Source organism: Microbacterium sp. SWDP-B6 (assembly GCF_059803615.1).
Genome location: NZ_JAPFGV010000001.1, coordinates 687,338 through 713,929 on the forward strand (window position 1 = coordinate 687,338; position 26,592 = coordinate 713,929).

Genomic DNA, 26,592 nt, shown 5'->3' on the forward strand with positions numbered 1-26,592 from the left:
CGGCCCACGATGGACTCCGCGACGAGGAGGGGCTCAGAACGAGGTCTCGTCGCGGCCGCTAAGAAGGAGCACGATCCGCATGACGTCAGATTACCACCGCTTCAGCGACCGGAGTCGCCGCGTGACACGCTACTGTCACCCGCACATTCGAGAGGCATCCGCATGACCGACGACACGACCGGCTTCGCCACCAGAGCGGTCCACGCCGCCCGGACTCAGGGCGCCGCGTCGTCGAGGGCGACGCCGATCTACCTGACTGCGGGCTTCGAGTTCGATGACTTCGATCACGCCGCAGACCACTTCGGCACCGGCGCCGGCTTCGGCTACACCCGCACGGGCAACCCGACGGTGAGCGCCGTCGAGCGACAGCTCGCAGCCCTCGAATCCGCCGCGGACGCGGTGCTCGTCGCGAGCGGACAGGCCGCGGTCGTCACCGCTTTGCTGACCGTGGCCGGAGCCGGAGACCACATCGTGGCATCGACGCACATCTACGAGGGCACCCGAGGGCTCCTGCTCGACAACCTCGCACGGCTCGGCATCGAGACGACGTTCATCGACGAGATCGCCGACCCTGCTGCGTGGCAGGCAGCGATCCGCCCGACTACGCGCGCGCTGTTCGCGGAGTCGATCGCGAACGCCCGGAACGACATCCTCGACATCGCCGCTGTGAGCGCGGTCGCGGATGAGTTCGCCATCCCGCTCATCGTCGACAACACGCTCGCGACGCCCTTCCTGCTGCGTCCGATCGAGCACGGTGCCGCCATGGTCGTGCACTCCGCATCGAAGTTCCTCGCGGGTCACGGGTCCGTGCTCGGCGGTGTGATCCTCGATGACGGTCGTTTCGACGCGGATAAGGCCGGTCACAACGCACCGCACCTGGTGCTCCCCGGCCGCGGGGGCTTCCCGAGCGTCTTCGCCCGCCACGGCGGCAACGCTCGGATCGCCTACGCCCGCGAGTCGGTGGCTCCCCGCTTCGGCGCCTCGCCGTCTCCTCTCAACGCGTTCCTGATCGGACAGGGCGCCGAGACCCTCGGCCTCCGGGTCGAGCGCCAGTCCCGGAACGCGCTCGAGGTGGCCCGTTGGCTGGCCGCTCAGGATGCGGTCGAGAGCGTCGATCACGTGGGCCTCGAGACTCACCCCGACCATGCTCTCGCGCAGCGGTATCTCCACGGCGGGTACGGGTCGATCTTCACGTTCACCCTCCGCGGAGGGCGCGACGCCGCACGCGACTTCGTCGAGAGCGTGGAAGTCTTCACGCACATGACCCACATCGGCGACGTGCGCTCGCTGGTGCTGCACCCCGCGACCACCAGCCACTCGCACAGGACACCCGAAGAGCGCGACATCCTCGGTGTGCAGCCGGGAACCCTTCGACTGTCGGTCGGCATAGAAGACGTCTCCGATCTGATCGCCGACCTCGCTCGGGTGCTCGAGCCGGCGCGAGAGGCCGTCGCATGACCAGGCCCCAGCACTTCGGCTGGTTCCTCGCCCGCGGTTTCGGTCCGCAGGGGTGGGGATACCCGTCTCTGGACTGGGACTACGACTGGACGCGTCCCGAGATCTATCAGGAGGCGGCGCGGACGCTCGAGCAGGCAGGCTTCGACCTCGTGATCATCGAGGACGCGCCGTCTCTCGGCTCGCCGGACACGATCGACCTCCGCGTACGCCATGCCTTCGGCGGGCCCAAGCACGACCCGCTGCTCCTCGCTCCCTACCTGTTCCAGGCGACACGGCACCTCGGAGTCGTGCCCACCGTGAATCCCGCGGCGTACCTGCCCTATACGGCGGCGCGGCAGTTCTCCACCCTTCAGCATCTCAGCGGTCACCGTCTCGGGCTCAACGTGGTGACCGACACCGGCAGCGCACGTCACTTCTCGGCCGCGGCGCAGCTCGGACACGATGCCGCCTACGACCGGGCCGAGGAATGGCTCTCAGGCATCCGCTCGCTCTGGCGCAGCTGGGGCGACGGAGCGCTGGTCGGCGACCGCGAGACGGATGTCTTCGCGGACGGATCGAAGCTGAGCACCGTCCGACATCGCGGAGAGCACTACTCTTTCGACGGCCCTCTGAACGCCGTGCCGTTCACCGACGGCGAGCCGGCGATCGTCTCCCCCGGCGGGTCGGGTCGCGGCCTCGGATTCGCCGGCGCCAACTCCGATGTCCAGCTCGCCCTCGCTCCGCTGGACGAAGCATCCGTGCGCGCCTACCGCGCGAAGATCCACGACGCGGCGATCGCCGCCGGGCGCTCAGCCGACGACATCAAGATCCTGTTCGCGATCCAGCCCGTGATCACGGCATCCGCCGAAGAGGCCGACCGGATCGTCGCTGCGTCCGCGCACCCCGATGATGCGGCTCTCGTGCAGATCGCGCGCAAGCAGTCGAGCGACCTCGAGACCGACCTCACCGCACTCGACCTCGAGCGGCCGCTCGATGTGTCGATCTTCGGGGAGCACGTCTCGCGCGGAAGCATCCAGCGCCTGATCGGCGACCGTGGCGAGGATGCTCCGCTGCGCGCCCACCTCACCGCCCTCGCCCGCGCCGGCCGCATCGCCGACCGTTCGGGCTTCGTCGGGACGGCAGACGAGTTCGCCGATCTGATCGAGGAACTCGGAGAGTGGGGCAACGACGGCGTGCTGCTGTGGGGCGACTTCCACCCCGTCACGCTGCACCGCACACTCGACGAGCTCGTGCCGGTGCTGCGTCGCCGTGGGATCCTCCGCCGCGACCACGTCGATGGCGGCCTGCAGGCCAACCTCCGCGCGTTCTGACAGGAACGGCGGGGCCGGGCCCTACCAGCCCATGGAACCCGGCACGCCCTTGAAGGGCCCGACGACCGACGACGTGACCCAGCCGCCGTAGAATCCTCCCGGCTGCGGAACGACGACCTCGTCACCGACAGTGCACGCGTCCATCGGCCCCGCGTACACGGCCACCCGGTCGCGCAGCAGCTCGAAACCGGGCGAAGGATGCGGGTAGTTCCATGCCGCGCCCGCGGCCGTCAGGCCGCCGCCACGCACGTCGAGATAGCGCGCGGCGCCCTTGTACTCGCAGAACGATGAACCCGGGGCATCCGAGAGCGCGCCCTCGATGAAGTCGGCGATCGGCAGATAGTACACAGGAGGGTGACTCGTCTCGAGCACCCGCACGGCATCTCGCGTATCGGCGACCAGAACGCCGCCGAGGCGGATGGTGACGCGCTCGGGCACCGGCTCGACCCTCGGTGGCCGCGGATAGTCCCATACGGATTCCTGACCGGGCGAGGGGACGATCGGCTGAGGTCTGCGCATCTGTTCACTGTACGTCGCGCGGTGTTGACTGGGGTCATGGCTCAACTACCGATGTTCCCGCTCGGCTCGGTGCTGTTTCCCTACACCCCGCTTCCGCTTCGCGTCTTCGAGCCGAGATACCTCACGATGATCGGACACCTGCTCGACGACGACGACCCGCAGTTCGGCGTCGTGCTCATCGAGCGCGGTCACGAGGTCGGCGGCGGCGACCGACGCAGCAGGGTCGGCACGATGGCCCGGCTGGTGAGCGTCGCGGCGGACGCCCAGGTGCTGCACACCCTCGCGGTCGGCACGGCCCGCTTCACCGTCGATCAGTGGCTCGACGACGCGCCCTTTCCTCGCGCCGAGGTCACGCAGCTGCCTGAGCTGACGTGGCACGACGCGCTGACCCCTCTGTGGACCGAAGCAGAGGCGATCGTGCGGCGAGTCCTCGCACGCGTGGACTCGCCGTGGGATGCCGACACCGAACTGTCAGACGATCCGCTCGCCGCAGCCTGGCAGCTCGCCGCGATCGCACCGCTGGGTGAGTACGACCAGTTCGCCCTGCTGCAGTCCAACTCGCTCGGCGCCCTGCTGGGCCAGGTCATCGATCTCACCCTCGAAGCGGAGCTCCTCTGGTCAGCCGAGTGAGCGGGCTGCGCTCACTCGACGATCGCTGCCTTCTTCGCCGCCGACTTCTCGCGCGACGACGCGATGAGGCTGGCGACCGTCGCGACGGTCATCGACACGACGATGACGCCCAGCGACACCATGTTGTCGATGTCTGGCACCCATTCGACGTGCTCGCCGCCGTTGATGAAGGGCAGCTCGTTCTCATGCAGCGCGTGCAGGATGAGCTTGATGCCGATGAAACCGAGGATCACGGCGATGCCGTAATGCAGGTAGCGCAGGCGATCGAGCAGATCGCCGAGCAGGAAGTAGAGCTGACGCAGGCCCATGAGCGCGAAGATGTTCGCGGCGAAGACGAGGAACCCGTTGGTGGTGATCTCGAAGATCGCGGGAATCGAGTCGATCGCGAAGATCAGGTCGGTGACACCGATCGTGATGAACACGATGACCATCGGCGTCCACATGCGCTTGCCGTCGACCGTGGTGCGGAGCTTGGAGCCGTCGTAGGTCTCGCTGATGTCGATCCGGCGCCGGAGCAGGCGCACGATGAAGTTCTCCTTCTTCACGTCGTCTTCGTGCTCGCCCTCGGGCATCGCCTGCTTGATCGCGGTGTAGATGAGGAACGCGCCGAAGACGTAGAAGATCGGCGAGAAGTGCTCGACGACCGCCACTCCCACGAGGATGAACGCCCCACGCAGGACGAGCGCGATGATGATGCCGACCATCAGCACCTGCTGCTGCAGGCGTCGCGGGACGGCGAACTGCGCCATGATCAGCACGAAGACGAAGAGATTGTCGATGGACAGGCTGTATTCGAGCGCCCAGCCAGTGATGAAGTCGCCCGCGTTGCGCCAACCGGCCACGTTGCCGAGGAGCACAGCGAAGAGAAGCGCGAGGGCGACGTAGAACACGACCCACAGGGTCGACTCCTTCGTCGAAGGGATGTGGGGGCGAAGGCGGATCAGAAGCAGGTCGCCGATCAGAATGATCGAGAGGACGATCATCGAGGTGATCTCGAACCAGACGGGGATTTCCAAGGGCGTACAGCCTTTCGGGAGGGTAGGAAGAACGCCGAAAGTCTCTCCCACGCACAGAGTGCGTCGCACGACCGGAGCAGCGATGTCGGTGCTCGTGATGACGGTGGATGCGCTTGCGGGATACTCCCTCTCGCGTCACCAATGCTAGCGGAGCGGAAGGGCCGTGGTGGCATGGTCGACGTGACCTCGAACTCGCACCCGGACACCGCCGCGAACGTCCTCCCTCGGCGTCCTCCGGCAGCGGACGCTCGCGAAGGTGCGCGCGCAGCCCGCACACTGATCTGAGACGATGGGGCATCTTCCGACACCTCCCAGGTGAGAGACACCGAACGGAATCGGGATGCCAGTGCAGACGAGTGATCAGAAATGGGCGGCACAGGCCGCGGCAGGTGACGAGAGCGCCTTCCGCGAGCTGTACCGCTCGTATGTCCGCCCGGTCTACTGGATCGCGCATGGAATGCTCGGCTCCCCCGCCGATGCCGAGGATGTGACCCAGGAGACCTTCGTCACGGCTTGGCGCAAGCTTCCGGGGTTCGAGCTTCAGGGAGAATCGATCCTCCCGTGGCTCGCGACGATCTGCCGCTTCCAGGCCGCGAATCGCCTTCGTCAGCGCAGGCGCGACCATGCCCACACGACGGAAGCGGTGGACGAGACCCTGCCTTCGACGATCAGCGTCGAGGAGCAGGTGATCACCGCAGACCTCGCGGAGCGGATCGCCGCCGAGGTCGGCACGCTGAGCGACCTCGACCGCGCGATCTTCCGACTCTGCGCCGCCGAAGGCTATGCCTACCAGGCCGCGGCCGAGGAGCTCGGCGTGAGCCATGCCATCGTCCGGAACCGTCTCTCACGAGTCCGCACCCGACTTCGCGGTGCCGTGAAGGAAGCGAGCGACGCATGAACGACAAGACCAGCACCGAGCGACTGCCCGAGCTCACCGATGCCGCAGTGGCGCGCATCGAGACAGCCGTGTTCGACGACATCGCCGCCGAGCGGCCAGGACAGGCGCCAGCCGCAGCACGGGCTCGACACCGCCGGCGTCGGTGGATGACCGGTGCCGGGATCGCGGCGGCGTTCGTCGTCGGCGTCCTCGTCACTCCTCCGATCCTCACTGCGGTGGGCGGGTCGGCGACGAGCTCGGCCGAGGGCGGAGACATGGTCGTCACGGAGGAGTCACGCTCCGGCTCCGCCGACCAGGGCGCACCTGGGGCCGCGACGGACTCGGCCGAGTCTGCACCGGCGGTCGGAGATGTCGCAGTCACTGATCGCGAGATCATCGCGACCGCCAACGCGACGGTGGAGGTGAAGGACATCGCGGACGCCGCCGACACGATCGGCGCACTGGCCGAGTCGCGCGGCGGGTATGTCGAGAGCACTGAGATCGGCAAGAGCGTCGCCGTCGACGGCACTTCGGAGCCGGCGCCTTCCGACCCCGGGTACGGCTGGATCAGCATCCGCGTACCCTCCGCCGACCTCGCCGCCGTCATCGATGAGCTCGCCACCTCGGGCGAAGTGCTCTCCTCATCGATCTCGAAGCAGGATGTCACCTCGACGGCGATCGATCTGCGTGCGCGCGTGGATGCCACCAGGGCATCGGTGCAGCGGCTCACCGAGCTGATGTCGCAGACCGGCACGGTCGCGGAGCTCATCGAGGCAGAGGTCGCGCTCACCGATCGCCAGGGGCAGCTCGAGTCGTACGAGCAGCAGCTCGCATCGCTCGAGGACCAGGTCGCGATGTCGAGTCTCACTGTTCAGCTGACCCGCACGACGCCGCCGACGACCGCCGACCCGGCCGGGTTCTCGGACGGGCTCCTCGCCGGCTGGAACGGCCTCGTCGTCTCAGTGAACGCGCTGGTGATCGCCGTCGGATTCATCCTGCCGTGGATCGCTGTGGCCGGAGTGGTGGTGCTGGTGATCTGGCTCATCCGGCGCGCACGGCGCACTCGTATGGTAGCCGGCGAGCCGCCTGCCGAGAGCTGACTCGCATCTGCGAAAGGGCCGCAGCTCCCAGCGAGAGGCGGCCCTCATCGCTGTCTTTCCGGGGTATACAAGAAGTCTTGTAACAACTCGGAACCGGTTCTACGGTTACGTCCATGGAAGACATCTCGGTGATCACAGCGGTGCACCATCCGCTGCGCCGCCGCATCTACGACTATCTGCTTCTCTACGGCACCTCGCAGGTCACCACGCTCGCGCGCTCGCTCGGGAGCCAGGTCGGGAGCATCAGCCACCACCTGAGGATGCTCGAACGAGCCGGGCTCGTCGAACGCGACCAAGACCCCTCCGGCGACCGTCGCACCAGCTGGTGGAAGCTTGCTCGACGTGGGCTCACCTGGTCGGCGGAGGACTTCGCCGACTCCCCCGCCGACGCTCTGCTCGCACGGGAGGCGCAGCGCCAGGGCATCCGGATGCAGATCGAGCGTCTTCAGCGGTGGCAGCGCCGCCATGATGACCCCGCCTACGCCGCGTACGACGCCTCGAACACCGAGACGACCGCCTGGGCTTCTCCGGACGAACTCCGTGATCTGAGCGCGCGCCTTCTGCGCACGATGGAGGAATGGCGGGCGTCCGTCGACCTCGAGGACGGACAGGAGCGCACGCCGATCTTCTTCTTCGCCCACGCGTTCCCGACGACGCCATGAGCACCGCGGTCGAACCCTTGCAGCTGTCGGAGCCACCGACGTTCAGACGAGACCGTCGTGTGCACGCGTGGATCGCCGTCAAGGCGCTCTCGGACGCCGGGGATGCCCTCTGGACCATGGCCCTCGCCTGGACGGCCGTGCAGACTGCCTCTCCCGCTATCGCCGGGCTCATCGTCGCGGCAGGGACGATCCCTCGGGCGATCGTGCTCCTCTTCGGCGGTGTGATCGCCGACCGCTCCGATGCGCGGCGGGTGATGATGCTGTTCAACGTGCTGCGTGTCGGCGTGCTCGTGGCCGTGGCCCTCTGGGTCCTCGCGACCCCACCGACGGTGGGCGTCCTGCTGTTCGCGGCGATCGCCTTCGGAATCTGCGATGCGTTCTATGAGCCGTCTGCAGGAACCGTCGCCCGCCAGCTCGTGCGCCCGGGGGATCTCCCCTCCTATGGTGCGCTGGCCCAGACCGCGTCGCGCCTCGGAACCATGGCGGGCGCGGCGATCGGCGGCGTGCTCGTCGCGTACGCGGGACTGGCGGGCAGCGCGGCGGTCAACGCCCTCACGTTCAGCCTCGTCGTCGCCTTCATCGCGATCTGGCTCCGGCCGCGGTTCCTTCTCGCCCGCGCGGCGAGGGAGTCCGTGCTGCACGGCATCGCCCGTGGATTCGCCCACCTCGGCACTCACCCGACCACCCGCACCCTCGTCATCGCGCTCTCAGGCCTCAACCTCGCGGTCGGACCGGCGGTCGGGATCGGGCTCGCCCTGCGCGCGCACGATGAGCGATGGGGCGCTCAGTCGCTGGGGCTGTTCGAGGCGCTGCTCGGACTCGGCGCGGCACTCGGTGCCGTCTCGGTCGTCAAATGGCGACCGCGAAGAGAGGCACTCGCCGGCTTCTGGGCGCTCGTCGTCCAGGGCGTCGGGATCATCGCACTCGGCTGGGGCCCGGCGTGGACGGTCGCGACCGCGGCCTTCGTCATCGGCGCAACCGCGGGCTACGCCTCGGTCCTCCTGAGCGCCACCTTCTCCGCCACGGTCGACACCGCCTACCTCGGCCGGATGGGCTCGATCACCCGTCTCGGTGACGACTGCCTCATGCCCGTCGCCATGGCGGGGTTCGGTCTGCTCGCCTCGATCACGGCAGTCTGGGTGCCGTTCGCGCTCTTCGGCGGCACGATGATCGCACTCATGGTTCTGCCGCTGAGCAACCGCACGTTTCGGCAGCTCGCCCTCGTGCCGAAGACCTGACTCCCGCTGACCTCCGCGAGGGGTGCGCTGTGCCCGCACATACGACGAAAGCCCTCGGAGAACCGAGGGCTTTCGCTTGTTGTGACCCCAGCGGGATTCGAACCCGCGTTACCGCCGTGAGAGGGCAGCGTACTAGGCCGCTATACGATGGGGCCGTCTGGCGGAACGTTTCCGTGCCGCGACAACTCAACAAGTATGCCATGACGATTCTCGCGCCGCCAAATCGAGCCGAGCCCTCGTCGATTCCCGGGCGTGGCGCGCTGGATCGGCGGTTTGCCAGAGACGCCGTGAAGGAGTTGACTCACCTCATGCGCATCACGAAATTCGAACATGCCGCTCTTCGCATTCAGCAGGGCGATGACACCCTCCTCATCGACCCGGGTTCGTTCACCGCTCCCCTGAACGACCTCTCGGGTCTCGTCGCCGTCGTGATCACCCACGAGCACCCCGACCACTGGACGCCCGAGCACCTGGATCGGATCCTCCGCGCCGCCCCCGGCACTCCGATCTACGCCCCTGCCGGCGTCGCACGTGCGGCCGAGGGCTATGACATCTCGGAGGTCGCTCCGGGCGACACCGTGGAGGTGGGAGCGTTCACGCTCCGTTTCTTCGGCGGCACGCACGAGGTGATCCACTCCTCACTCCCCGCTGTCGAGAATGTCGGCGTGCTGGTCAATGAGGTCTTCTACTACCCCGGCGACTCCTACGCGGTTCCGGAGGGTATCGAGGTCGGCACGCTCGCCGCTCCACTCGGAGCGCCATGGCTGAAGATCGGCGAGGCGATGGACTACGTTCTCGCCGTGCGCCCGCGTCGGGCGTTCGGCACTCACGACATGACCCTGTCGGTCGCAGGCAAGACGATGCACCGGCAGCGGCTGCAGTGGGCGACCGAGCAGGGTGGCGGAGAGTTCTCGGTCCTCGAGCCGGGCGACTCGCTCGACATCTGACCGTGGCGGACTCCCCCTCCGCCGAATACTCGCTCGATGAGAGCGGCGTACGAGACCTTCTCCGGCGGACGAGCCCTGATCTCGCCGGTCTGCCACTGAGGCTGTTCGCCGACGGCTGGGACAACTCGATGTGGAGGCTCGGGTCGGAGCTCCTCGTGCGACTGCCTCGTCGCGACCTCGCCGTGCCGCTCGTCGCGAACGAGCAGCGTGCGCTCCCCGCGATCGGACCGGCGCTGGCGGCCATCGGCATCCGCACCCCGGTGCCGCTGATCTCCGGCGAACCGAGCGAGCTGTTTCCGCGGCCCTGGTCGGTCGTCCCCTGGATCTCCGGAACGACGGCGCTCGCCTCCTCCCGATCGGACAACGCGGCGTGGGCACCACGACTCGCCGATGCCCTGAGGGCGCTGCACACCCCCGGCCCCGCGGATGCTCCGCGCAACCCGGTGCGCGGACGCGCCCTGGCCACTCGAGACGACGCGATGCGACCGCGGCTCGACGCGTTCAGGCACCACACGGCGCTGCGTGACGCCTGGGTCGCAGGTCTCGCCGCACCGGTCGGCGCGGAGCAGGTCTGGATCCACGGCGATCTCCACCCGGGCAACATGCTGGTGGAGGATGGCACGCTCGCTGCGCTCATCGACTTCGGCGACGTCACGGTCGGTGACCCCGCCTACGATCTCGCCTCGTCGTGGATGCTCTTCGACGCCTCAGGTCGCGAGGCGTTCCGCAGAGCGACCGGATCTCGGTATGACGATGCCACCTGGGTCCGCGCGCGAGCGTGGGCGGCGTACATCGCCCTGATTCTCGTGACCCAGAGCGACGACCGACCCGAGTACTTCGCCGTGGGGGCGAGCACGGCCGACGCGCTCGCCGCCGACTAGCCCTGCGCAGCCCGAACGCGCAGCGCTCGGGCCAGGTGATCACGCTGCTCGATGACGATCCGGCGCAGCGCGGCGGGCGCCGAGCTGTTGCCGGCAAGCCACGCATCCACGAGATCGAGCGTCGGCGAGGCGGGGAACAGCCCCACGACCAAGCGCTGAGCCAGCTCGATGCTCCGCGTGCCCCACGCGTCGCCGATCCTCTCGAAGTACTCGGCATCGAACCCCGCGATGAGATCACGGCGTCCACCCGCGCGGAAGCCCGCGATCTCGGCATCGAGATGGTCGTTGCTCAGCGAGCCGTCGTTCCACGCCGCGTCCCACGCTGCAGCCCGTACCGCGGAATCAGGTTGCGACGCGAGTGCCCTGCGAGCGGCCGTCCGACCGCTGCCGGTGTCGTCGGACTCGAGCTGGGCTGCGACGTCATCGGTCCCCGCGTGCCCTGTCGTGACGAGAGCCGTGAGCAGCTGCCACCGCAGATCAGGGTCGATGGTGAGACCCTCCGGGACATCACCGTGCAGGAGCGCGCGGACCTCGGCGGCGTGCACGTCGTCGAACGCCGACGCCGCCGCGAGGGCCCGCGCCCACGAGAGCTGGGCATCGCTTCCGGCATCCGATGCCTGCAGCGCAGCCCACGCGGTCTCCACCCAGGCCCGCTGCTCGCCCTGTCGCTCGTCGTCGCTCGCGTAGTGCCGGATCGCGAAGAGGGCATTCGAGAGAATGCCGACGAGAAGGCCGATGTTCGACTCGTGTGGGGCATGTGCGCGCACGATCGAGGTGTATCGCGCCACTGTCAGCTCGCCGTCGCGCGTGGCGTTCCACAGCGACGACCACACGACGGCCCTCGCGAGGGGATCATCGATGGAGGACAGTGATTCCTGCACCGTCGTCAACGATGCCTCGTCGAGCCGCACCTTGGCGTAGGTGAGGTCGTCGTCGTTGAGAAGCACGAGATCGGCGGAGGGGACCTCGATCGGCGTCCGCTCGTCGTGGATGTCCAGGGCGAGCTGGTCGCGACGCACCACGCGCCCGTCGATGCGGCGATAGAGCCCGACGCGCAGGCGATGCGGCCGAGGATCGCTCTGCACGAGCGTGGCGCTGCCGTCGGCGTCTCGCTCGAGCCGCAGCGTGGACACCCCTGTCGTCTGCAGCCATGCCTGCGACCACTCGGTCATGTCGCGCCCGGAGACCGCGCTCAGCTGCACGAGGAAGTCGTCGAGAGTCGTGTTGCCGAACGCGTTGGCCGCGAAGTATCTGCGGGCCCCCTCGAAGAACGCCTCATCGCCGACGAAGGCCACGAGCTGCTTCAGCACCGCGGCGCCCTTGGCATAGGTGATGCCGTCGAAGTTGAGCTTCGCGGCCTCGAGGTCGGTGATGTCGGCGACGATCGGGTGGGTGGTCGGCAGCTGGTCCTGCTGGTACGCCCATGCCTTGCGGTTGGCGGCGAACTTGACCCACGCGTCATGGAAGCGCGTCGCCACCGCTGATGCGTGCGAGCCCATGTAGTCCGCGAAGGACTCCTTGAGCCACAGGTCGTCCCACCACTTCATGGTCACGAGGTCGCCGAACCACATATGCGCCATCTCGTGCAGAATCGTGTTCGCGCGTGCGGCACGCTGCGCGTCGGTGGCCGCACCCCGCGAGAGATACGACTCGGTGAACGTCACGAGTCCCGGGTTCTCCATCGCACCGAGGTTGTACTCGGGAACGAAGATCTGGTCGTACTTGCCCCAGGGATAGGGGTAGGCGAAGGCATCCGTGAAGAAGTCCAGACCCTGGCGCGTGATCTCGAGGATCTCCTCGGACTCCAGATACTGCGCGAGCGACTGCCGCGCGAACACACCGAGTGCGACGCGCTGATCATCGCGCGCCCACTCGCCGTCGACCCGGGCATACGGCCCGGCCGCGACCGAGGTGATGTAGCTCGAGATCGGGAGCGTCGGGGCGAACTCGACACGCTGCACCCCGACTCCGGCGTCGACCGTCGCCGCGACCTGGTTCGAGAGCACCTCCCAGCCCGCAGGAGCATCGATCACGAAGGTGTACGGCGCCTTGATGTCCGGCTGCTCGAAACACGCCATCACCCGCCGCGAGTCGGCCGGTTCGTATTGCGTGTAGAGGTAGGTGCGATCGTCGACGGGGTCGTGGAACCGGTGCAGCCCCTCGCCGGACCGGCTGTAGCTTCCGACCGCCTCGACACGCACCACGTTCGTGTCGGCGAGGTCGTGCAGCTCGATGCGCGCACCGTCGTAGACCACGTCGCGCTCGACGCCGTTCACGACGACTCGTTCGACGCTCTCCCCGATGAAGTCCAACCAGGTCGAGTGCGCCGTCGTGGTGAACTCCAGCGTGGTGGTCGTGGAGAACCCGCTGCGCGCCCGCTCGGGTGCACCCGTGAGGTCGAGTTCGACGCGGATGCTGCGCACGGAGACGGCGGCGGATCGCGCCGCGGTCTCCTCTCGCGAGAGGTTGGCTGTGTCCATGCCTCCATCCTTCCATCTGACGTGCTCAGAGGCGGACCCCTTGCGTTGCATCACGCAACAGAACGGCGTAGAGTTGCATTATGCAACAGCAGGAGGACTCCGGCGGACGTCGCGGCGACAGCGCCGACGTCCTGCGATCCCTTGTCGCCATCACGCGTCGCGGTCTCATCGACGCACGCGCGGAAGAACCGAGGCTGTCGATCACCGATCAGTCCATCGTCATGGCGATCGCCGACGAGCCGGGGATCCGTTCGACGGACATCGCCCGCATGTTCCGCCTCAACCGATCGACCGTGTCGCGTCAGCTCTCGACGCTCGTCTCTCTCGGCCTCGTGCAGGAGACGCCGTCGGTCTCCGGGCGCGGCCGTCCGCTCGAGCTGACCGCCGAGGGCGAAGAAGCCTTCCGCAACACGCTGCGATCGCTGCAGGGCGTGATCGACGTGCATCTCGCTCAGTGGACGGATGCCGAGGTGCATCGCTTCGCGCACGACCTCCGGCGTTTCGACAGAGGACACGAACCCGCTTGACCACGGCCCACAAGGCCATCAGAGGAAGAAGAGAAAATGAAGAACATCACTGTTCTCGGCACCGGCGTGCTCGGATCGCAGATCGCGTTCCAGACCGCCTTCCACGGTTTCGACGTCGTCGCCTACGACATCGATCAGCCTGCGCTCGACCGCGCGGCCGAGCGGTTCGAGGGTCTCGCCGAGCGTTACGTCGCCGACGGTGTCGAGAACGCCGCAGACGGCGCCGCCCAGGCGGCGATCGGCCGCATCCGGCTCACGTCCGACCTCGCGGAAGCCGCAGCCTCTGCCGACCTCATCATCGAGGCCGTGCCGGAGAACCTCGAGCTCAAGCAGGGCATCTACCGGACTCTCGCCGACGCCGCGCCGGCGACGACCATCTTCGCGACGAACTCGTCGACTCTGCTCCCCAGTGCGCTCGCAGAGTCGACGGGGCGCCCCGACCGTTTCCTCGCCCTGCACTTCGCGAACGAGATCTGGTCGCACAACACCGCGGAGGTCATGGGCACACCGGCCACCGACCCGGCGGTCTACGACGCCGTGGTGGAATTCGCCACCCGGATCGGCATGGTCCCGATCCAGATCAAGAAGGAGAAGGCCGGATACCTGCTGAACTCGCTGCTCGTGCCCTTCCTCCAGGCCGGAGCCGAGCTGCTCGTCGACGGGATCGCCGAACCCGAGGCGATCGATGCGACGTGGCGGATCGGCACGGGCTCCCCGGCCGGCCCGTTCGAGATCTACGACATCGTCGGACTGACCACGGCATACAACATCTCCCGCATGGGAGGCGAGAAGCAGCAGCGCTTCGCCGAACTGCTCAAGGAGCAGCACATCGACAAGGGCAAGCTGGGCGTGGCCACGGGAGAGGGGTTCTACACCTACCCGCGAGAGAGCTGAATCCCCTCAGCGCCCGAGGAGCTTGCGGATCGCCGTCTCGGGCGACACCGTGAGATCGAGAGTGCGACCGCGCGCGTAGAGCCGGAACACGCGCGGATCGATGTAGCTCCCCCTGGCCACCGCGAGGGTGTTGCCGAGCGCTGACGCCGTCGCCTGCACGGCGAGGCGCTCGGCACGCCGCCGCTCGTTCTTCGTCTCGAGTCGGCCGATCCGCGCGAGGGCGTCAGCCGCGAGGATCGTGCCGTGCAGCGTGCGGAAGTCCTTCGCAGTGAACGATGCCCCGGCCACCTGCCGGAGATAGTCGTTGACCTCGGTCGACGTGAGTCGCACGCGGCGGCGACCCTTGCGGTACGCGAGCAGCGGGGCCCGCGGTGAGCCGACGGCGAACTCCGACAGCGCCTCGGCGAGGGCGGCGTCGGAGATCTCGATCGCGGCGAGCTGCTTGCTCTTCGCGGGGAAGCTCAGGGACACGTCGCTGCCGTCGATGCGCACGTCACGTCGCCGGAGGGTGCTCAGCCCCCGACTGCCGTGCTTCACGAGGTAGCGCTCGGAGCCGATGCGCAGCGCGGCGTCATCGAGAAGCCGGAAGGAGACCGCGAGTGCTCGCTCTCGTGTCAGCCCCGGCTCGCCGATGGCGCGCGTGACCTTGGCCCTGGCCGCAGGCAGCGCCGCGGCGAGCTTGAGCGCCCGCGCGAACTTGCGCTGATCCCTCCCCGTGCGCCAGAGCGGGTGGTAGAGGTACTGACGTCGTCCCGCATCGTCGGTGCCGACCGCCTGGATATGAGCGAGCGGATCGGCGGCGATCCACACGTCCTTCCACGCCGGGGGTATCGCGAGGTCGCGGATGCGCTCCCTGTCGGCCTCGACGACGGGGGTGTTGCCCGCGTCGACGTATCGGAACCCCGACCCGGATCGCACACGGCGGATTCCTGGTGTCTCGCCCGGAACGACTCTCGTGAGCGCCATTCTCGTCCTCTCGGTCATGCCTCGTCGGGCATCGGGTGTTTCCCGCTCACGATGGCCGACGAAGAGCGAGGCGTGAAGGGCATGGCGCGACGCACGGGCGACCTGCTAGGCGACGCAGGCTCCTTCAGGCGATGCCGGGAGGGTGCGGCCGCTGCCCAGGGATCCGATTGTCGGGGCACACCGAGGTCTGCCATCCTCTTCACTATGGCCATGTCTTTCGAGGAATTCCGCACATCCCTGACCAGTGCAGATCTGCGGGCCGGCCTGGGGGTGCAGCTCACCGACCTCGAAGCGCAGCAGGTCGCCGATGATCCGGCCTCCGCTCAGAGCTGGTACGCGTACTGGCTCTCGACCCAGCCGACGTCTCCCCCGCCACCAACGGGCCCCGCGTTCGATGCACCGCCGCCCGCCTACGACGCGCCACCGCCCGCGTTCGATACACCGCCACCCGCCTACGACGCGCCACAGCCTGCCTACACCGCGGCTCCCGGCTACCCCTCGCAGGGCGACGTCTCCGTCGGTTCTCCCGCCTATCCGGGATACGCGCCCGTTCCCGACGGCCGACCCGGCAAGAAGAAGAGGGTCGGACTGTGGGTGACCCTGTCGATCCTCGGCGCCCTGCTGGTGATCGCCGCCATCGTCGTGATCTTCGCCTTCGCCACAGCACGCCATTGGACCAAGACCGATGTTCCTGAGCAGCCCGAGACCTTCCACAGCGAGGAGTACGAGACCGGCCGCGTCGACGTCACGATGGACGACGTCAACCCGTGCTCGGTGAACCAGGATTGGACCGACTGCACGAACCTGATGGTCGCGACCTATACGGCCGCCTGCGTCGATGTCGAGCTCACCGAGACCGCGGCCCTTCTGTGCACCGAGTACAGCTCCGCGATAGACGAGATGAAGGCGCAGGACGGCGAGGGCTATTACGTCGCGACGCTCGGCAGCTACGGGAGCCTGCATCAGACGCCTGAGATCGACACCCGCCAGGTCTCGAACGACGACTACGAGCCCGCCGTCACCCACGAGGCGGTGTGCTACCTCGGATTCATCGGAGAGTGCGAGTGAGACACTGGACCGGAAACGACAAAACCCCCGCCTGAGCGGGGGTTTTCGTCTTGCTGGGGTACCTGGACTCGAACCAAGAACAACGGAACCAGAAACCGCCGTGTTGCCAATTACACCATACCCCAAGGGCGAAACCGGAGTCTCGCACCGAGAGTCAAGCTTACCCGAGCCGTGGCCCTAATGCCAAAACGCCTCGGTCCGTCCGGGCGCGTCGCCCGGTGATCGCTGCGGGTGCGTGACCTCGGCAGCGGGCAGGAGCTCATCGAAGCGATGCTCCCCCGCCCGCCTGCCTCGTCAGTTCGCGAGGAACGCCGACAGAGACCGGAGGCGCCGCAGCGACTCGTCCTTGCCCAGGAGCTCCATGGACTCGAACAGCGGCGGCGAGATCCGACGACCGGTGATCGCGACGCGCGGAGGGCCGTAGGCGATGCGGGGCTTGAGCTCGAGCTTCTCGACGAGCGCCTCCGCGAGAGCCTCCTGGATCTTCTCTGGAGTGAACTCGGTCACCGGCTCGAGGGCGACGACGCAGGCGTCGAGGACCTCGGCGGCGTTCGCGGGCAGCCCCTTGAGCGCGTCGGCATCATACGAGACGTCGTCGGTGAACAGGAACCCCACCATGCCGGGCACATCGCCGAGCAACTGCACGCGCTCCTGCACGAGCGGTGCGACGCGGAAGGCGAGCACGAGCTGCTCGTGCGTCGGCTCATCGAAGAGGCCGGCGGCCGCGAGGTAGGGGATCGTCCTCTCGGCGAAGTCCTTCTCGTCGAGCTTGCGGATGTGGTCGCCGTTGATCGACTCGGCCTTCTTCTGGTCGAAGCGTGCCGGGTTCGGATTCACGTCGACGATGTCGAACGCCTCGGTGAACTCCTCGAGCGAGAACACGTCGCGGTCGTGACCGATCGACCAGCCGAGGAGCGCGAGGTAGTTCAGCAGTCCCTCGTGGATGAAGCCGCGATCCCGATGCAGGAACAGATCGGCCTGCGGGTCGCGCTTGGAGAGCTTCTTGTTGCCGGTCTCGCCGAGCACCAGAGGCATGTGGGCGAAGCGGGGCACGAAGGTGGTGACCTCCGCATCGATGAGCGCCGCGTAGAGCGCCAGCTGGCGAGCCGTCGAGGGCATCAGGTCTTCGCCGCGCAGGACGTGCGTGATGCCCATCAGCGCGTCGTCGACCGGGTTCACGAAGGTGTACAGCGGGATGCCGTTCGGACGCACCACCACGAAGTCCGGGAAGGATCCTGCGGGGAATGTCACCTCGCCCCGGATCAGGTCGACGTAGGTGAGGTCCTCGTCCGGCACACGCAGGCGGAGTGCGGGCTGACGCCCTTCGGCCCGGAAGGCGTCCTTCTGCTCCGCCGTGAGGTCGCGGTCATGGTTGTCGTACCCGAGCTGCTTCGCCCGCCCGGCAGCCTCGTTGCGAGCGTCGATCTCCTCCGCGGTCGAGAAGCTCTCATACAGAGCGCCGGATGCGAGGAGCTTGTCGATCACGCCGCGATAGATGTCGTGGCGCTCGGACTGACGGTAGGGAGCGTGGGGTCCACCGACCTCGACACCCTCATCCCAGTCGATCTTCAGCCAGGTCAGAGCGTCGACCAGCTGCCGGAAGCTCTCCTCGCTGTCTCGGGCGGCGTCGGTGTCCTCGATGCGGAACACCATCTTGCCGCCGTTGTGGCGGGCGTACGCCCAGTTGAAGAGGGCCGTGCGGACCATGCCGACGTGCGGCAGTCCGGTCGGAGAGGGGCAGAAGCGGACGCGGACGTCGGCGCCACTGGCGGTCGTGGTGAGGGGGTGCGGGGTAGCCATATCCCCTCGATTCTAGTTGCCGGGCGGCGTCTCGACCTCCCCGATCCGCCCACGATCGGGGCCGGTGAGAGGGGTCACCGTGGGTAACAGTCACTCACCGTGGGTAACAACCCGCATGCGACCTCGTCGCGCTCCTATCGTTGCCGCATCGACCAATCGGAAAGGTGACGACGTGACAATCACGGATGCAGTGACGACAGGCCTCAGCGATCGCTGGCTGAGCGCACCGAGACCTCAGACCAGCCTCGAATGGATCGAGCGCGCCGAGGAGGTTGCGGACATCCTCGCGGTGGACGCCGTCGAGAGGGACCGCGCGAACGCGACACCTCGTGCAGAGGTGCAGCTGCTCAAGGACTCGGGTCTGGTCACTCTGCTCGGCCCGCGCGTCCATGGCGGCGCGGGCGAGAGCTGGGAGACCGCGTACCGGGTGATCAGAGCGGTGGCCCGCGGCGACGGCTCGATCGGGCAGGTCCTCGGGTACCACTACCTCTGGGCATGGGCGGCGCGTCTCGTCGGAACCGACGAGCAGATCGCCGCGATCGAGGAGCTGTACACCGCGAACGACTACGTCTTCGGCGGCGCGGTGAACCCGCGCGACTCCGATCTGGTGATCCGCGAAGACGGCGACGACCTCGTGTTCTCCGGCCGGAAGTCCTTCTCCACCGGTGGTCGGATCTCGGACCTGACGGTCCTCGAAGGGGTCCTCGAAGGCACCGAGACGCACATCTTCGCGATCGTGCCCACGGCGCAGGAGGGAATCGTCTTCGGGAACGACTGGGACAACCTGGGCCAGCGGCTCACCGAATCAGGGTCCGTCGAGATCCGCGACGTGCGCGTCCCCTGGGCAGCGGCAGCCGGTTTCGTCGACCGGGTGTTCCAGCCTCTGACCTACAACACGCTGAACGTGCCGACCATCCAGCTCGTGTTCGCGAACTTCTACCTCGGCATCGCACAGGGTGCACTCGAGACGGCATCCGCCTACACCCGATCGACCACTCGACCGTGGCCGTACGGCGGCGACGACAAGCAGCACGCGACGGACGAGTGGTACCTGCTCGAGGGCTACGGCGAACTGGCCTCGAAGCTGTGGGCGGATGAGGCGCTGCTGAATGCCGTGGGCTCCGAGATCAGCGCGGTGCTGCATGCTCCACGAGAAGACCTCACTGCACGCCGACGCGGCGAGATCGCCGTGCGCATCGCAGCGGGGAAGCTGCGCATCGTCGACGACGGCCTGGAGGTCGCCACGAAGATCTACGAGCTCACCGGTGCCAGAGCGTCGGCCAACTCTGTCGGCCTCGACATCTTCTGGCGCAACCTGCGCACGCACAGCCTGCACGACCCGATCGCGTACAAGAAGCGGGAGGTCGGCGACTACGTGCTGCGCAACGAGGTGCCTGAGCCGACCTGGTACACCTGATCGCCGCGATGCAGGTGGTCCTCGGTGCCGCACCGACACGGGCGGTCGCGGCACCGAGCGACCGCGGGGCACTCCGGCCGAGGGCGGCCTCAGCCGCGCGACGCCACGGCAACCGCGGCAGAATGCACCAGCGGCAGGCGGCCGGCGATCGATCGCTCGGCGCACACCGACTCGAAGGCAGCACGGAACGAGCGCCGACCGGTGTCGTCGAGCGCTCGGTAGAACTGGCCCGCTCCCCCGACGCCTCCTTCGGCTGACACCCACAGCGCAGTCGCATCCGCCGACCACGTCCAGGTGATCTCCGACACCCGCGGGCGCATCCAGCCTGCATCGTCGAGCATCCTCGCGAAGCCGTCGACGGTCCGCTCGAAGTCCTTCTCCGGCGGAAGCCGCTCGCCCTCGGTCGGGACGAGCGCCGCGCGATGGCACACCTCTCGCCAGAGCCAGGTCGGCGAGTTCGTCCAGATCGTGGCCGCCACGCGGCCGGCAGAGACGCGGAGAAGCTCTCCGGCCGATGCGCGGGGGTCGGCGACGTGGTTCAACACGAAGTTCGCCACGACCGCATCGAACTCCGCGTCCTCGAACGGCAGCGACGGCAGCGCTCCGTCGCGCACCCGCATCGCCGGGTGCTGCCGCAGCGCGACCTCCCGCATCGTCGGCTCGGGCTCGCACCCTGTCGTATCCCATCCGGCATCCGTGAATGCGGCCGTGAGGAGACCGGTTCCGGAACCGACATCGAGCAGCGAGCGACCCGCAGGGTCTCCGAGCCGCCCGAGCAGAGTCCCCGCCGTGCCGACGCACAGCGAGGCATAGGAATCGGCGTATGCCCGCCCCGTGCCCGCCCAGTCCTTCATCGCCTCGGACGCCCGAGAGGAGAGAGCGCGACGATGGCGACGACGATGACAGACGCGGCGATGCCCAGTCCGGCATAGTCGAAGTTCGAGAGCACCACGCCCGCGAGCACCGCGCCGCCAGCTGCCGAGAGGCTCATGAGCGAATCGCTGCGACCCTGCCTGCGTGTGCGGATCTCGGGGGCGCTCGACTCGGTCAGCAGCGCGGCCCCCGCGACGGTCGCCGCGCTCCATCCGAGCCCCAACAGGATCAGAGCGACGATCACGCCCCACTCCCGATCATTCGCGAACACGGCGAACGCCAGGGCCGCCCCGAGGAGCACCTGCCCCAGCAGGACCACACGCAGCCGCCCCCACCGGTCGGCGAGGATGCCGAAGAGCGGCGACAGCGCATACATGCCGCCGACGTGCAGGGCGATCGTGATGCCGACGAGAGCCGAGACATCGGCCGGTGTGGGAGCCATTCCGTGCGCGCCGTGCGCCATGTGCGCGAGATGCACAGGAGTCATCGCCATGACGGACGCCATCACGACGTGCGAACCGGCGACCGCGAACATCGCGTAGCGAGCCACCACCGGCCTGTCTGCGAACGCCCTGCCTGTAGCCCCCGCAGCAGCCGCTGAGGCGAGCCTCTGCGCGGCCAGAAGAGGATCTGGCCGCAGCGCCACGAGATACAGGATGAGCGCGGCGCATTGAGCGACGAACGAGAAGACGTAGGATCCGGTCTGAGGCGGCATGCCGATCGCGGCGCCCACGACCTCACCCGGTCCGAGCAGCAGGGGGCCTGCGACCCCGCCGATGGTGGTCGCCCACACGACGATCGCGAGGTCCCGCCCTCGGTGCTGCGGCGCGGCGAGGTCGGTGGCGGCGAATCGCGACTGCAGATTGCCCGCGTTCCCGGCGCCGATCATGAGGATGCCGACCAGTAGCAGCGGGAACACCCGCAGCGACGCCGCGAGGATCACGACGGCGATCCCCACGAGCGCGAACAGATTGCCGAGCGTCAGTGCACGGCGACGCCCCACCCTGGCGGCGAGGCGAGCGAGAGGGATCGCGCACACTGCGGCGCCCAGCGTGACCGATGCGGTCGCGAGTCCCGACAAGGCGTCGCTGCCGGAGATGTCGGCGGCGAGCAGCGCGCCGAGCGACACGGTCGCCCCGAACGCGATGCCGCCGAGCACCTGGCCGGACGAGAGAACCAGCACGGTTCTCCGCTGGACCGCTGCCTGCTGAGCCGCCGTCAGGGCGACGACGGTCATGATGGGCGCACGGCGTCGCGCACGGTGTTGCGCAGAATACCCAGACCGGTGATCTCGACCTCGACGGTGTCGCCGGCGACGAACTCCCCCACACCAGCCGGCGTGCCGGTCAGGATGACGTCACCCGGCAGCAGGGTGAAGGCCTCGGATGCATGCTCGATGATCGCCTCGACGGAGTGGATCATGTCGGTCAGGGGCGCCTTCTGACGGACCTCGCCGTTGACCCGGGTCTCGATCGTCGCCACAGACGGATCGAACTCCGTGCTGATGGTCGGACCGAGAGGGCAGAACGTGTCGAAGCCCTTGGCCCGAGCCCACTGGCCGTCCTTGCGCTGGAGGTCGCGCGCCGTGACATCGTTGGCGATCGTGTAGCCGAGCACGTGGTCGAGGGCATCCGCCGCCTTCACGTTCTTCGCGACCCGTCCGATCACGACGGCCAGCTCGCCCTCGTATTCGGTCTGCTCTGAGATCGACGGGCGCACGATCGCGTCGCCCGGGCCGATGACGGCGGTGTTGGGCTTGAGGAACAGCAGCGGCTCCTCGGGGGCGACTCCCCCCATCTCAGCGGCGTGGTCGTGGTAGTTCTTGCCGACGCACACGATCTTGGATCGAGGGATGACCGGCGCCAGGATCACCGCGTCCGCGATCGGGACTCGGTCTCCGGTGGGTTCGTACCCGGCGAAGAGCGGATCGCCCGCGAGGACGACCAGGTCGGTGTCGTCGACGATCCCGAAGAGGATGGCGTCGTCATGGCTGAATCGGGCGATCTTCATGCCACCAGCCTATCCAGAGCGCCGGACGACGAGACCCCGCTGCGCAGGTCGCGCAGCGGGGTCCCGGGGAGTTCCTGCGAAGATCAGGCGTCGAGGCGCAGGAGCCAGCCGTGCTTGTCTTCGCGGCGGCCGTACTGGATGTCGGTGAGTTCTTCGCGGAGCGACAGCGCGAGTTCGCCGAGCGGCTGCGGCTCATCGAAGCCTTCGCCGACGAGTGCGCCGATCGGCGTCACGACTGCGGCCGTGCCGCAGGCGAACACCTCGACGATGTCGCCGGATGCCACGCCCTCGCGCCACTCGTCGATCGAGATGGGCCGCTTCTCGACCGTGTAGCCGCGATCCTCGGCGAGCTGGAGCAGCGAGTCGCGCGTGATCCCCTCGAGGATGCTGTCGGACTCGGGCGTGACGACGCGGCCGTCCTTGAACACGAACACGACGTTCATCCCGCCGAGCTCCTCGACGTTGCGCTGCTCATCGAGGAACACGACCTGGTCGCATCCCTTCGACGAGGCCTCGCTCTGCGCGAGCAGGCTCGACGCGTAGTTGCCGCCCGTCTTGGCCTTGCCCGTGCCCCCCTTGCCGGCGCGTGCGTAGTCCTCGGAGAGCCAGATGCGCACGGGCTTCACGCCGCCGCTGAAATATGCGCCGGCCGGGCTTGCGATCACGTAGTAGGCGACCTTCTGCGCGGCTCGGACACCGAGGAACGCCTCTTTGGCGAACATGAACGGGCGCAGGTAGAGGCTCTGGTCGGCGCCGGACGGCACCCACCGCCCGTCGACCGCGATGATCTCGCGAAGCGACTGGATGAAGTACTCGGTGGGCAGCTCCGGCAGCGCGAGTCGACGGGCGCTGGCCTGAAGTCGTGCGGCGTTGCGGTCGGGGCGGAAGGTGTGGATCGACCCGTCTGCGTGACGGTAGGCCTTGATGCCCTCGAAGATCTCCTGCGCATAGTGCAGCACGGAGGCGGCGGGGTCGAGCGGGATCGGTCCGTACGGCTGCACGCGCGGGCGGTGCCATCCGCCCTTCGCCGACCAGCAGATGTCGACCATGTGATCGGTGAAGACCACGCCGAAGCCGGGGTTCTCATGAACCTCGGCGACACGACCGGCCGTCGCGGCGGCCAGGTTCTTGGTCACAGCGAACTCCAGTGGAGCCACGGTGGTCTCGGCATCGATGGTCGTCATCTCGTCATCCATTCCTCGTGTGGCGCGCATCCTCGCGCCGTCTCAGCCTACGCCTGTCGTTCAGAGCAGAGCAGTGATCGCGGAGCCGATCTCCGCCGTGCTGCGCGCCCCCGTGCGGGACGCGATGTCGGACTCCACGGCGGCACTCACGCGAGCGGCCTCCGCGCCGAGCCCGAGGTGGTCGAGCAGCAGCGCCACCGAGAGGATCGCCGCCGTGGGGTCGGCCCTCTGCTGGCCGGCGATGTCGGGGGCGGATCCGTGGACCGGCTCGAACATCGACGGGAACGCGCCATCGGGGTTGATGTTGCCCGAGGCGGCCAGTCCGATGCCTCCGGTGACCGCGCCGGCGAGGTCGGTGAGGATGTCGCCGAACAGGTTGTCGGTGACGATCACGTCGAAGCGCGCGGGGTCGGTCACGAGGAAGATCGTCGCTGCGTCGACGTGCAGGTAGTCGACCGTCACCTGGGGATGCTCCGCAGCGACCTCGTTCACGACACGCTGCCAGATGGCACCGGCGTGCACGAGCACGTTGGTCTTGTGAACGAGTGTGACCTTCTTGCCGCGCCGCTCGGCGAGGTCGAAGGCGTACCTCACGACGCGCTCGACGCCGAACGCCGTGTTCACCGAGGTCTCGTTGGCGACCTCCTGAGGTGTGCCCTTGCGGATCGCGCCCCCGTTGCCGACGTACGGACCCTCGGTGCCCTCACGCACGACGACGAAGTCGATGGCGCCCGGGTTCGCGAGCGGTCCCGGAGCACCCGCGAACAGCTTCGACGGGCGCAGGTTCACGTAGTGGTCGAGCGTGAAACGCAGCTTCAGGAGCAGCCCGCGCTCGATGTTCGCATCCTTGAGCCGGGGGTCGCCCGGCGTGCCGCCGACGGCACCCAGCAGGATCGCGTCGTGAGCCGCGATAGCCTGCAGGTCGTCGTCCGTCAGCGTGTCGCCGGTCTCGAGGAAACGAGCGGCGCCGAGCGAGAAGCGGGTCTTGTCGAACGTCACTCCGCTGGAGGCGGTGACCGCATCGAGGACCTTCTCCGCCTCGGCGACGACCTCTGGGCCGATTCCGTCACCGGGGATGACGGCCAGCTTCACGACACGCGACATGACACTCCTTGCATCGGGATGAACCGGCCAGCATTCGGGCGGATGCCGAGCGGGCCGGTTCTCCCAGCGTACTGGTCAGTGCGCGGGGGCCTTGCGCAGCGTGACGGCCGCGATCACTCCGGCGAGAACGACCAGCCCTGCGCCGATCAGCGAGGTGACCATGACGCCCGAGCCGAATGCCGCGGATGCCGCGTCCCACAGCGCGTCTCCGAGCTGTGCGGGAAGCTCCTGCGCGGCGGTGTAGGCGCCCGCGAGGGTCTCGGTCGCCGCATGCGCGGCCTCGGCAGGAATGCCCTCCGGGACCACGAGCGCACCCCGGTAGAACGCGGTGATGAGGCCACCGAGCACTGCCGTGCCGAGCACCGCACCGAGTTCGTACGCCGTCTCGGACACTGCGCTCGCGGCTCCGGCCTTCTCAGCCGGCGCGCTCGAGAGGATGAGCTCGTTCGAGATCGTCTCGGCACCGCCGATGCCGATCCCGAGCACCACGAACGCGATGACGAGGGGCGCGATGCCGTGATCGGACGTCGTGAACGCCACGAGCAGATAGCCGGCGACCGAGAAGACGAGTCCCACCGGCACCAGGATGTGGGGTGGCACCCTGCGGGAGATCGGCACCACGGAGAGTCCGGCCACGATCATCGCGAGCATGCCGGGCACGAGTGCCGCGCCCGCCGTCATCGGCGAGAGGCCGAGCACGAGCTGCAGGTGCTGCGAGACGAAGTAGAGGAACCCGACGAGCGCGACCACGCTGAGGAGGTTGACCAGGATCGCCCCCGAGAACGAGCCCCGGCGGAAGAGGCCCATGTCGAGCATGGGCACTTCAGCGGTGAGCTGGCGACGCACGAAGAGATAGCCCATGGCGACGCCGAGCAGCGCCCAGGCGCCGGCGGTGAGACTCGGCCCGTCGACGGCGAGCGACTTGATCGCATAGACGACGGGGATCATCGCGGCCATCGAGAGCACGATGCTGACGATGTCGATGCGTCCCGGATTCGGATCGCGACTCTCGGGCACGAGCAGCGGCGCCGCGATCAGCAGCGGGATGAGCACGGGGACGGCGATCAGGAACACCGAGCCCCAGTCGAAGTGCTCGAGCAGGAACCCTCCCACGATCGGACCGAGCGCCGAACCTGCGGAGAAGGCCGACGCCCACACCGCGATCGCGAGGCGACGCTGATCGCGGTTCTGGAAGATCGAACGCAGGAGCGACAGCGTCGACGGCATGAGCATCGCGCCGAACAAGCCGAGCAGCGCGCGTGCGGCGATCAGCAGCCCGGCGGTCGGGGCGAAGGCGGCGAGAGCCGACACGGCCGCGAAGCCGGACGCACCGATCAGCAGCATCCGGCGACGTCCGAAGCGGTCGCCGAGGGTTCCCATGGTCACCAGGAGTCCCGCGAGCACGAGCGGGTACACGTCGATGATCCACAGCTGCTCCGCCCCGGTGGGCGCGAGCGCGATGGAGATCTCGGGGAGCGCGAAGCTCAGCACCGTGTTGTCCACCGACACCAGGAGCACCGGCAGCATGAGGACGACGAGCGCCGCCCAGCCACGGGCTCCGACGCGGGGAGCGTCCGTCTCTGTCGTCGGGATCGACGCAGTACGGGTCATGGAACACCTCTCAGGATCAC

The 26,592-nt window shown here is 68.2% G+C and carries 24 protein-coding genes and 2 tRNA genes; 13 read left to right on the forward strand and 13 right to left on the reverse strand.

What is annotated here, in order from left to right; all coding sequences use genetic code 11:
• Positions 1-162 precede the first annotated feature (162 nt).
• On the forward strand, positions 163-1,458 hold the full coding sequence (locus OPU70_RS03480) for an O-acetylhomoserine aminocarboxypropyltransferase/cysteine synthase family protein (RefSeq protein ID WP_498557145.1): 1,296 nt from the start codon (positions 163-165) through the stop codon (positions 1,456-1,458).
• The gene (locus OPU70_RS03485) at positions 1,455-2,768 is read left to right on the forward strand and encodes an LLM class flavin-dependent oxidoreductase (RefSeq protein WP_079112722.1); all 1,314 of its coding nucleotides are present in this window, start codon (positions 1,455-1,457) and stop codon (positions 2,766-2,768) included. Before OPU70_RS03480 ends, OPU70_RS03485 begins: the two co-directional genes overlap by 4 nt.
• A gap of 21 nt (positions 2,769-2,789) precedes the next feature.
• Here the strand turns inward: OPU70_RS03485 and OPU70_RS03490 are convergent, their stop codons facing one another.
• Entirely contained in the window at positions 2,790-3,287 is a 498-nt protein-coding gene (locus OPU70_RS03490) for a DUF427 domain-containing protein (RefSeq protein ID WP_498557146.1), read from the reverse strand.
• Positions 3,288-3,323: 36 nt separating this feature from the next.
• Between OPU70_RS03490 and OPU70_RS03495 the strand changes: the two genes are divergently transcribed.
• A complete protein-coding gene (locus OPU70_RS03495; RefSeq protein WP_498557147.1) occupies positions 3,324-3,917 on the forward strand; it encodes an LON peptidase substrate-binding domain-containing protein in 594 nt (197 codons plus the stop codon).
• Between the two features lie 11 nt (positions 3,918-3,928).
• Here the strand turns inward: OPU70_RS03495 and OPU70_RS03500 are convergent, their stop codons facing one another.
• Positions 3,929-4,933 carry a TerC/Alx family metal homeostasis membrane protein gene (locus tag OPU70_RS03500; RefSeq protein WP_042541711.1) on the reverse strand — a complete coding sequence of 335 codons (1,005 nt, stop codon included), beginning with the start codon at positions 4,931-4,933 and terminating at the stop codon, positions 3,929-3,931.
• Positions 4,934-5,273: 340 nt separating this feature from the next.
• Here OPU70_RS03500 and OPU70_RS03505 point away from each other — a divergent pair, with 340 nt between their 5' ends.
• The 4 genes from OPU70_RS03505 (at position 5,274) to OPU70_RS03520 (ending at position 8,810) form a co-directional block, all read left to right on the forward strand.
• Positions 5,274-5,831, forward strand: coding sequence for an RNA polymerase sigma factor (locus OPU70_RS03505; RefSeq protein WP_455904768.1), 558 nt, complete (start codon positions 5,274-5,276; stop codon positions 5,829-5,831).
• Positions 5,828-6,910 carry a DUF4349 domain-containing protein gene (locus OPU70_RS03510; protein ID WP_498557148.1) on the forward strand — a complete coding sequence of 361 codons (1,083 nt, stop codon included), beginning with the start codon at positions 5,828-5,830 and terminating at the stop codon, positions 6,908-6,910. The genes OPU70_RS03505 and OPU70_RS03510 overlap by 4 nt, the downstream gene beginning before the upstream one ends.
• A 113-nt stretch (positions 6,911-7,023) precedes the next feature.
• A complete protein-coding gene (locus tag OPU70_RS03515) occupies positions 7,024-7,572 on the forward strand; it encodes an ArsR/SmtB family transcription factor (protein ID WP_367820692.1) in 549 nt (182 codons plus the stop codon).
• Complete coding sequence (locus OPU70_RS03520; RefSeq protein ID WP_498557149.1) at positions 7,569-8,810, forward strand: MFS transporter; 1,242 nt, start codon at positions 7,569-7,571, stop codon at positions 8,808-8,810. The genes OPU70_RS03515 and OPU70_RS03520 overlap by 4 nt, the downstream gene beginning before the upstream one ends.
• Positions 8,811-8,892: 82 nt before the next feature.
• On the opposite strand, the gene OPU70_RS03525 is transcribed toward OPU70_RS03520, so the two are convergent.
• Positions 8,893-8,965: transfer RNA gene (locus tag OPU70_RS03525), tRNA-Glu, on the reverse strand.
• A 153-nt stretch (positions 8,966-9,118) separates the two neighbouring features.
• On the opposite strand from OPU70_RS03525, the gene OPU70_RS03530 reads away from it, so the two are divergent.
• Entirely contained in the window at positions 9,119-9,757 is a 639-nt protein-coding gene (locus tag OPU70_RS03530) for an MBL fold metallo-hydrolase (protein ID WP_498557150.1), read from the forward strand.
• A gap of 2 nt (positions 9,758-9,759) precedes the next feature.
• The gene (locus OPU70_RS03535) at positions 9,760-10,638 is read left to right on the forward strand and encodes an aminoglycoside phosphotransferase family protein (protein WP_498557151.1); all 879 of its coding nucleotides are present in this window, start codon (positions 9,760-9,762) and stop codon (positions 10,636-10,638) included.
• On the opposite strand, the gene pepN is transcribed toward OPU70_RS03535, so the two are convergent.
• Positions 10,635-13,118, reverse strand: a complete 2,484-nt coding sequence (pepN, locus tag OPU70_RS03540) for an aminopeptidase N (protein ID WP_498557152.1) — start codon at positions 13,116-13,118, stop codon at positions 10,635-10,637. The two genes, OPU70_RS03535 and pepN, sit on opposite strands and share 4 nt — an antisense overlap.
• 80 nt (positions 13,119-13,198) lie before the next feature.
• On the opposite strand from pepN, the gene OPU70_RS03545 reads away from it, so the two are divergent.
• Together OPU70_RS03545 and OPU70_RS03550 are read left to right on the forward strand one after the other, a co-directional pair.
• Positions 13,199-13,645, forward strand: coding sequence for a MarR family winged helix-turn-helix transcriptional regulator (locus OPU70_RS03545; RefSeq protein ID WP_079112713.1), 447 nt, complete (start codon positions 13,199-13,201; stop codon positions 13,643-13,645).
• A gap of 36 nt (positions 13,646-13,681) precedes the next feature.
• Complete coding sequence (locus tag OPU70_RS03550; protein WP_498557153.1) at positions 13,682-14,539, forward strand: 3-hydroxyacyl-CoA dehydrogenase; 858 nt, start codon at positions 13,682-13,684, stop codon at positions 14,537-14,539.
• Positions 14,540-14,545: 6 nt separating this feature from the next.
• On the opposite strand, the gene OPU70_RS03555 is transcribed toward OPU70_RS03550, so the two are convergent.
• Positions 14,546-15,505 (reverse strand): DNA topoisomerase IB, encoded by a 960-nt coding sequence (locus tag OPU70_RS03555; protein ID WP_042541726.1) that lies wholly within the window; start codon positions 15,503-15,505, stop codon positions 14,546-14,548.
• Positions 15,506-15,715: 210 nt separating this feature from the next.
• Between OPU70_RS03555 and OPU70_RS03560 the strand changes: the two genes are divergently transcribed.
• Entirely contained in the window at positions 15,716-16,573 is an 858-nt protein-coding gene (locus OPU70_RS03560; RefSeq protein ID WP_498557154.1) for a hypothetical protein, read from the forward strand.
• Positions 16,574-16,626: 53 nt separating this feature from the next.
• Here OPU70_RS03560 and OPU70_RS03565 read toward each other — a convergent pair.
• Positions 16,627-16,698, reverse strand: a tRNA-Gln gene (locus tag OPU70_RS03565).
• 169 nt (positions 16,699-16,867) lie between these two features.
• Entirely contained in the window at positions 16,868-18,373 is a 1,506-nt protein-coding gene (gene gltX, locus OPU70_RS03570) for a glutamate--tRNA ligase (protein WP_079112711.1), read from the reverse strand.
• A gap of 172 nt (positions 18,374-18,545) precedes the next feature.
• Between gltX and OPU70_RS03575 the strand changes: the two genes are divergently transcribed.
• Positions 18,546-19,790, forward strand: coding sequence for an acyl-CoA dehydrogenase family protein (locus OPU70_RS03575; RefSeq protein WP_498557155.1), 1,245 nt, complete (start codon positions 18,546-18,548; stop codon positions 19,788-19,790).
• Positions 19,791-19,879: 89 nt separating this feature from the next.
• On the opposite strand, the gene OPU70_RS03580 is transcribed toward OPU70_RS03575, so the two are convergent.
• From OPU70_RS03580 to OPU70_RS03605, 6 genes are all read right to left on the reverse strand, one after another.
• On the reverse strand, positions 19,880-20,644 hold the full coding sequence (locus tag OPU70_RS03580; RefSeq protein ID WP_498557156.1) for a class I SAM-dependent methyltransferase: 765 nt from the start codon (positions 20,642-20,644) through the stop codon (positions 19,880-19,882).
• Positions 20,641-21,900, reverse strand: coding sequence for an MFS transporter (locus OPU70_RS03585; RefSeq protein ID WP_498557157.1), 1,260 nt, complete (start codon positions 21,898-21,900; stop codon positions 20,641-20,643). The genes OPU70_RS03580 and OPU70_RS03585 overlap by 4 nt, the downstream gene beginning before the upstream one ends.
• The gene (locus OPU70_RS03590; protein ID WP_309688055.1) at positions 21,897-22,673 is read right to left on the reverse strand and encodes a fumarylacetoacetate hydrolase family protein; all 777 of its coding nucleotides are present in this window, start codon (positions 22,671-22,673) and stop codon (positions 21,897-21,899) included. The genes OPU70_RS03585 and OPU70_RS03590 overlap by 4 nt, the downstream gene beginning before the upstream one ends.
• Before the next feature lie 83 nt (positions 22,674-22,756).
• Complete coding sequence (locus OPU70_RS03595) at positions 22,757-23,857, reverse strand: branched-chain amino acid aminotransferase (RefSeq protein WP_042542135.1); 1,101 nt, start codon at positions 23,855-23,857, stop codon at positions 22,757-22,759.
• 60 nt (positions 23,858-23,917) lie between these two features.
• Positions 23,918-24,961, reverse strand: coding sequence for a 3-isopropylmalate dehydrogenase (locus tag OPU70_RS03600; protein WP_498557158.1), 1,044 nt, complete (start codon positions 24,959-24,961; stop codon positions 23,918-23,920).
• A gap of 75 nt (positions 24,962-25,036) precedes the next feature.
• Positions 25,037-26,572: an MFS transporter gene (locus OPU70_RS03605; RefSeq protein WP_079112706.1), complete on the reverse strand. Its 1,536-nt coding sequence runs from the start codon at positions 26,570-26,572 to the stop codon at positions 25,037-25,039.
• Between the last annotated feature and the right edge of the window lie 20 nt (positions 26,573-26,592).

What these genes read in the sequence shown, in the direction of transcription:
- OPU70_RS03480 (WP_498557145.1), top strand. Translation starts at nt 163, where the DNA reads ATGACCGACGACACGACCGGCTTCGCCACCAGAGCGGTCCACGCCGCC.
- OPU70_RS03485 (WP_079112722.1), top strand. Translation starts at nt 1,455, where the DNA reads ATGACCAGGCCCCAGCACTTCGGCTGGTTCCTCGCCCGCGGTTTCGGT.
- OPU70_RS03490 (WP_498557146.1), bottom strand. Translation starts at nt 3,287, where the DNA reads ATGCGCAGACCTCAGCCGATCGTCCCCTCGCCCGGTCAGGAATCCGTA.
- OPU70_RS03495 (WP_498557147.1), top strand. Translation starts at nt 3,324, where the DNA reads ATGGCTCAACTACCGATGTTCCCGCTCGGCTCGGTGCTGTTTCCCTAC.
- OPU70_RS03505 (WP_455904768.1), top strand. Translation starts at nt 5,274, where the DNA reads ATGCCAGTGCAGACGAGTGATCAGAAATGGGCGGCACAGGCCGCGGCA.
- OPU70_RS03510 (WP_498557148.1), top strand. Translation starts at nt 5,828, where the DNA reads ATGAACGACAAGACCAGCACCGAGCGACTGCCCGAGCTCACCGATGCC.
- OPU70_RS03515 (WP_367820692.1), top strand. Translation starts at nt 7,024, where the DNA reads ATGGAAGACATCTCGGTGATCACAGCGGTGCACCATCCGCTGCGCCGC.
- OPU70_RS03520 (WP_498557149.1), top strand. Translation starts at nt 7,569, where the DNA reads ATGAGCACCGCGGTCGAACCCTTGCAGCTGTCGGAGCCACCGACGTTC.
- OPU70_RS03530 (WP_498557150.1), top strand. Translation starts at nt 9,119, where the DNA reads ATGCGCATCACGAAATTCGAACATGCCGCTCTTCGCATTCAGCAGGGC.
- pepN (WP_498557152.1), bottom strand. Translation starts at nt 13,118, where the DNA reads ATGGACACAGCCAACCTCTCGCGAGAGGAGACCGCGGCGCGATCCGCC.
- OPU70_RS03545 (WP_079112713.1), top strand. Translation starts at nt 13,199, where the DNA reads ATGCAACAGCAGGAGGACTCCGGCGGACGTCGCGGCGACAGCGCCGAC.
- OPU70_RS03550 (WP_498557153.1), top strand. Translation starts at nt 13,682, where the DNA reads ATGAAGAACATCACTGTTCTCGGCACCGGCGTGCTCGGATCGCAGATC.
- OPU70_RS03555 (WP_042541726.1), bottom strand. Translation starts at nt 15,505, where the DNA reads ATGGCGCTCACGAGAGTCGTTCCGGGCGAGACACCAGGAATCCGCCGT.
- OPU70_RS03560 (WP_498557154.1), top strand. Translation starts at nt 15,716, where the DNA reads ATGTCTTTCGAGGAATTCCGCACATCCCTGACCAGTGCAGATCTGCGG.
- gltX (WP_079112711.1), bottom strand. Translation starts at nt 18,373, where the DNA reads ATGGCTACCCCGCACCCCCTCACCACGACCGCCAGTGGCGCCGACGTC.
- OPU70_RS03580 (WP_498557156.1), bottom strand. Translation starts at nt 20,644, where the DNA reads ATGAAGGACTGGGCGGGCACGGGGCGGGCATACGCCGATTCCTATGCC.
- OPU70_RS03585 (WP_498557157.1), bottom strand. Translation starts at nt 21,900, where the DNA reads ATGACCGTCGTCGCCCTGACGGCGGCTCAGCAGGCAGCGGTCCAGCGG.
- OPU70_RS03590 (WP_309688055.1), bottom strand. Translation starts at nt 22,673, where the DNA reads ATGAAGATCGCCCGATTCAGCCATGACGACGCCATCCTCTTCGGGATC.
- OPU70_RS03595 (WP_042542135.1), bottom strand. Translation starts at nt 23,857, where the DNA reads ATGACGACCATCGATGCCGAGACCACCGTGGCTCCACTGGAGTTCGCT.
- OPU70_RS03600 (WP_498557158.1), bottom strand. Translation starts at nt 24,961, where the DNA reads ATGTCGCGTGTCGTGAAGCTGGCCGTCATCCCCGGTGACGGAATCGGC.
- OPU70_RS03605 (WP_079112706.1), bottom strand. Translation starts at nt 26,572, where the DNA reads ATGACCCGTACTGCGTCGATCCCGACGACAGAGACGGACGCTCCCCGC.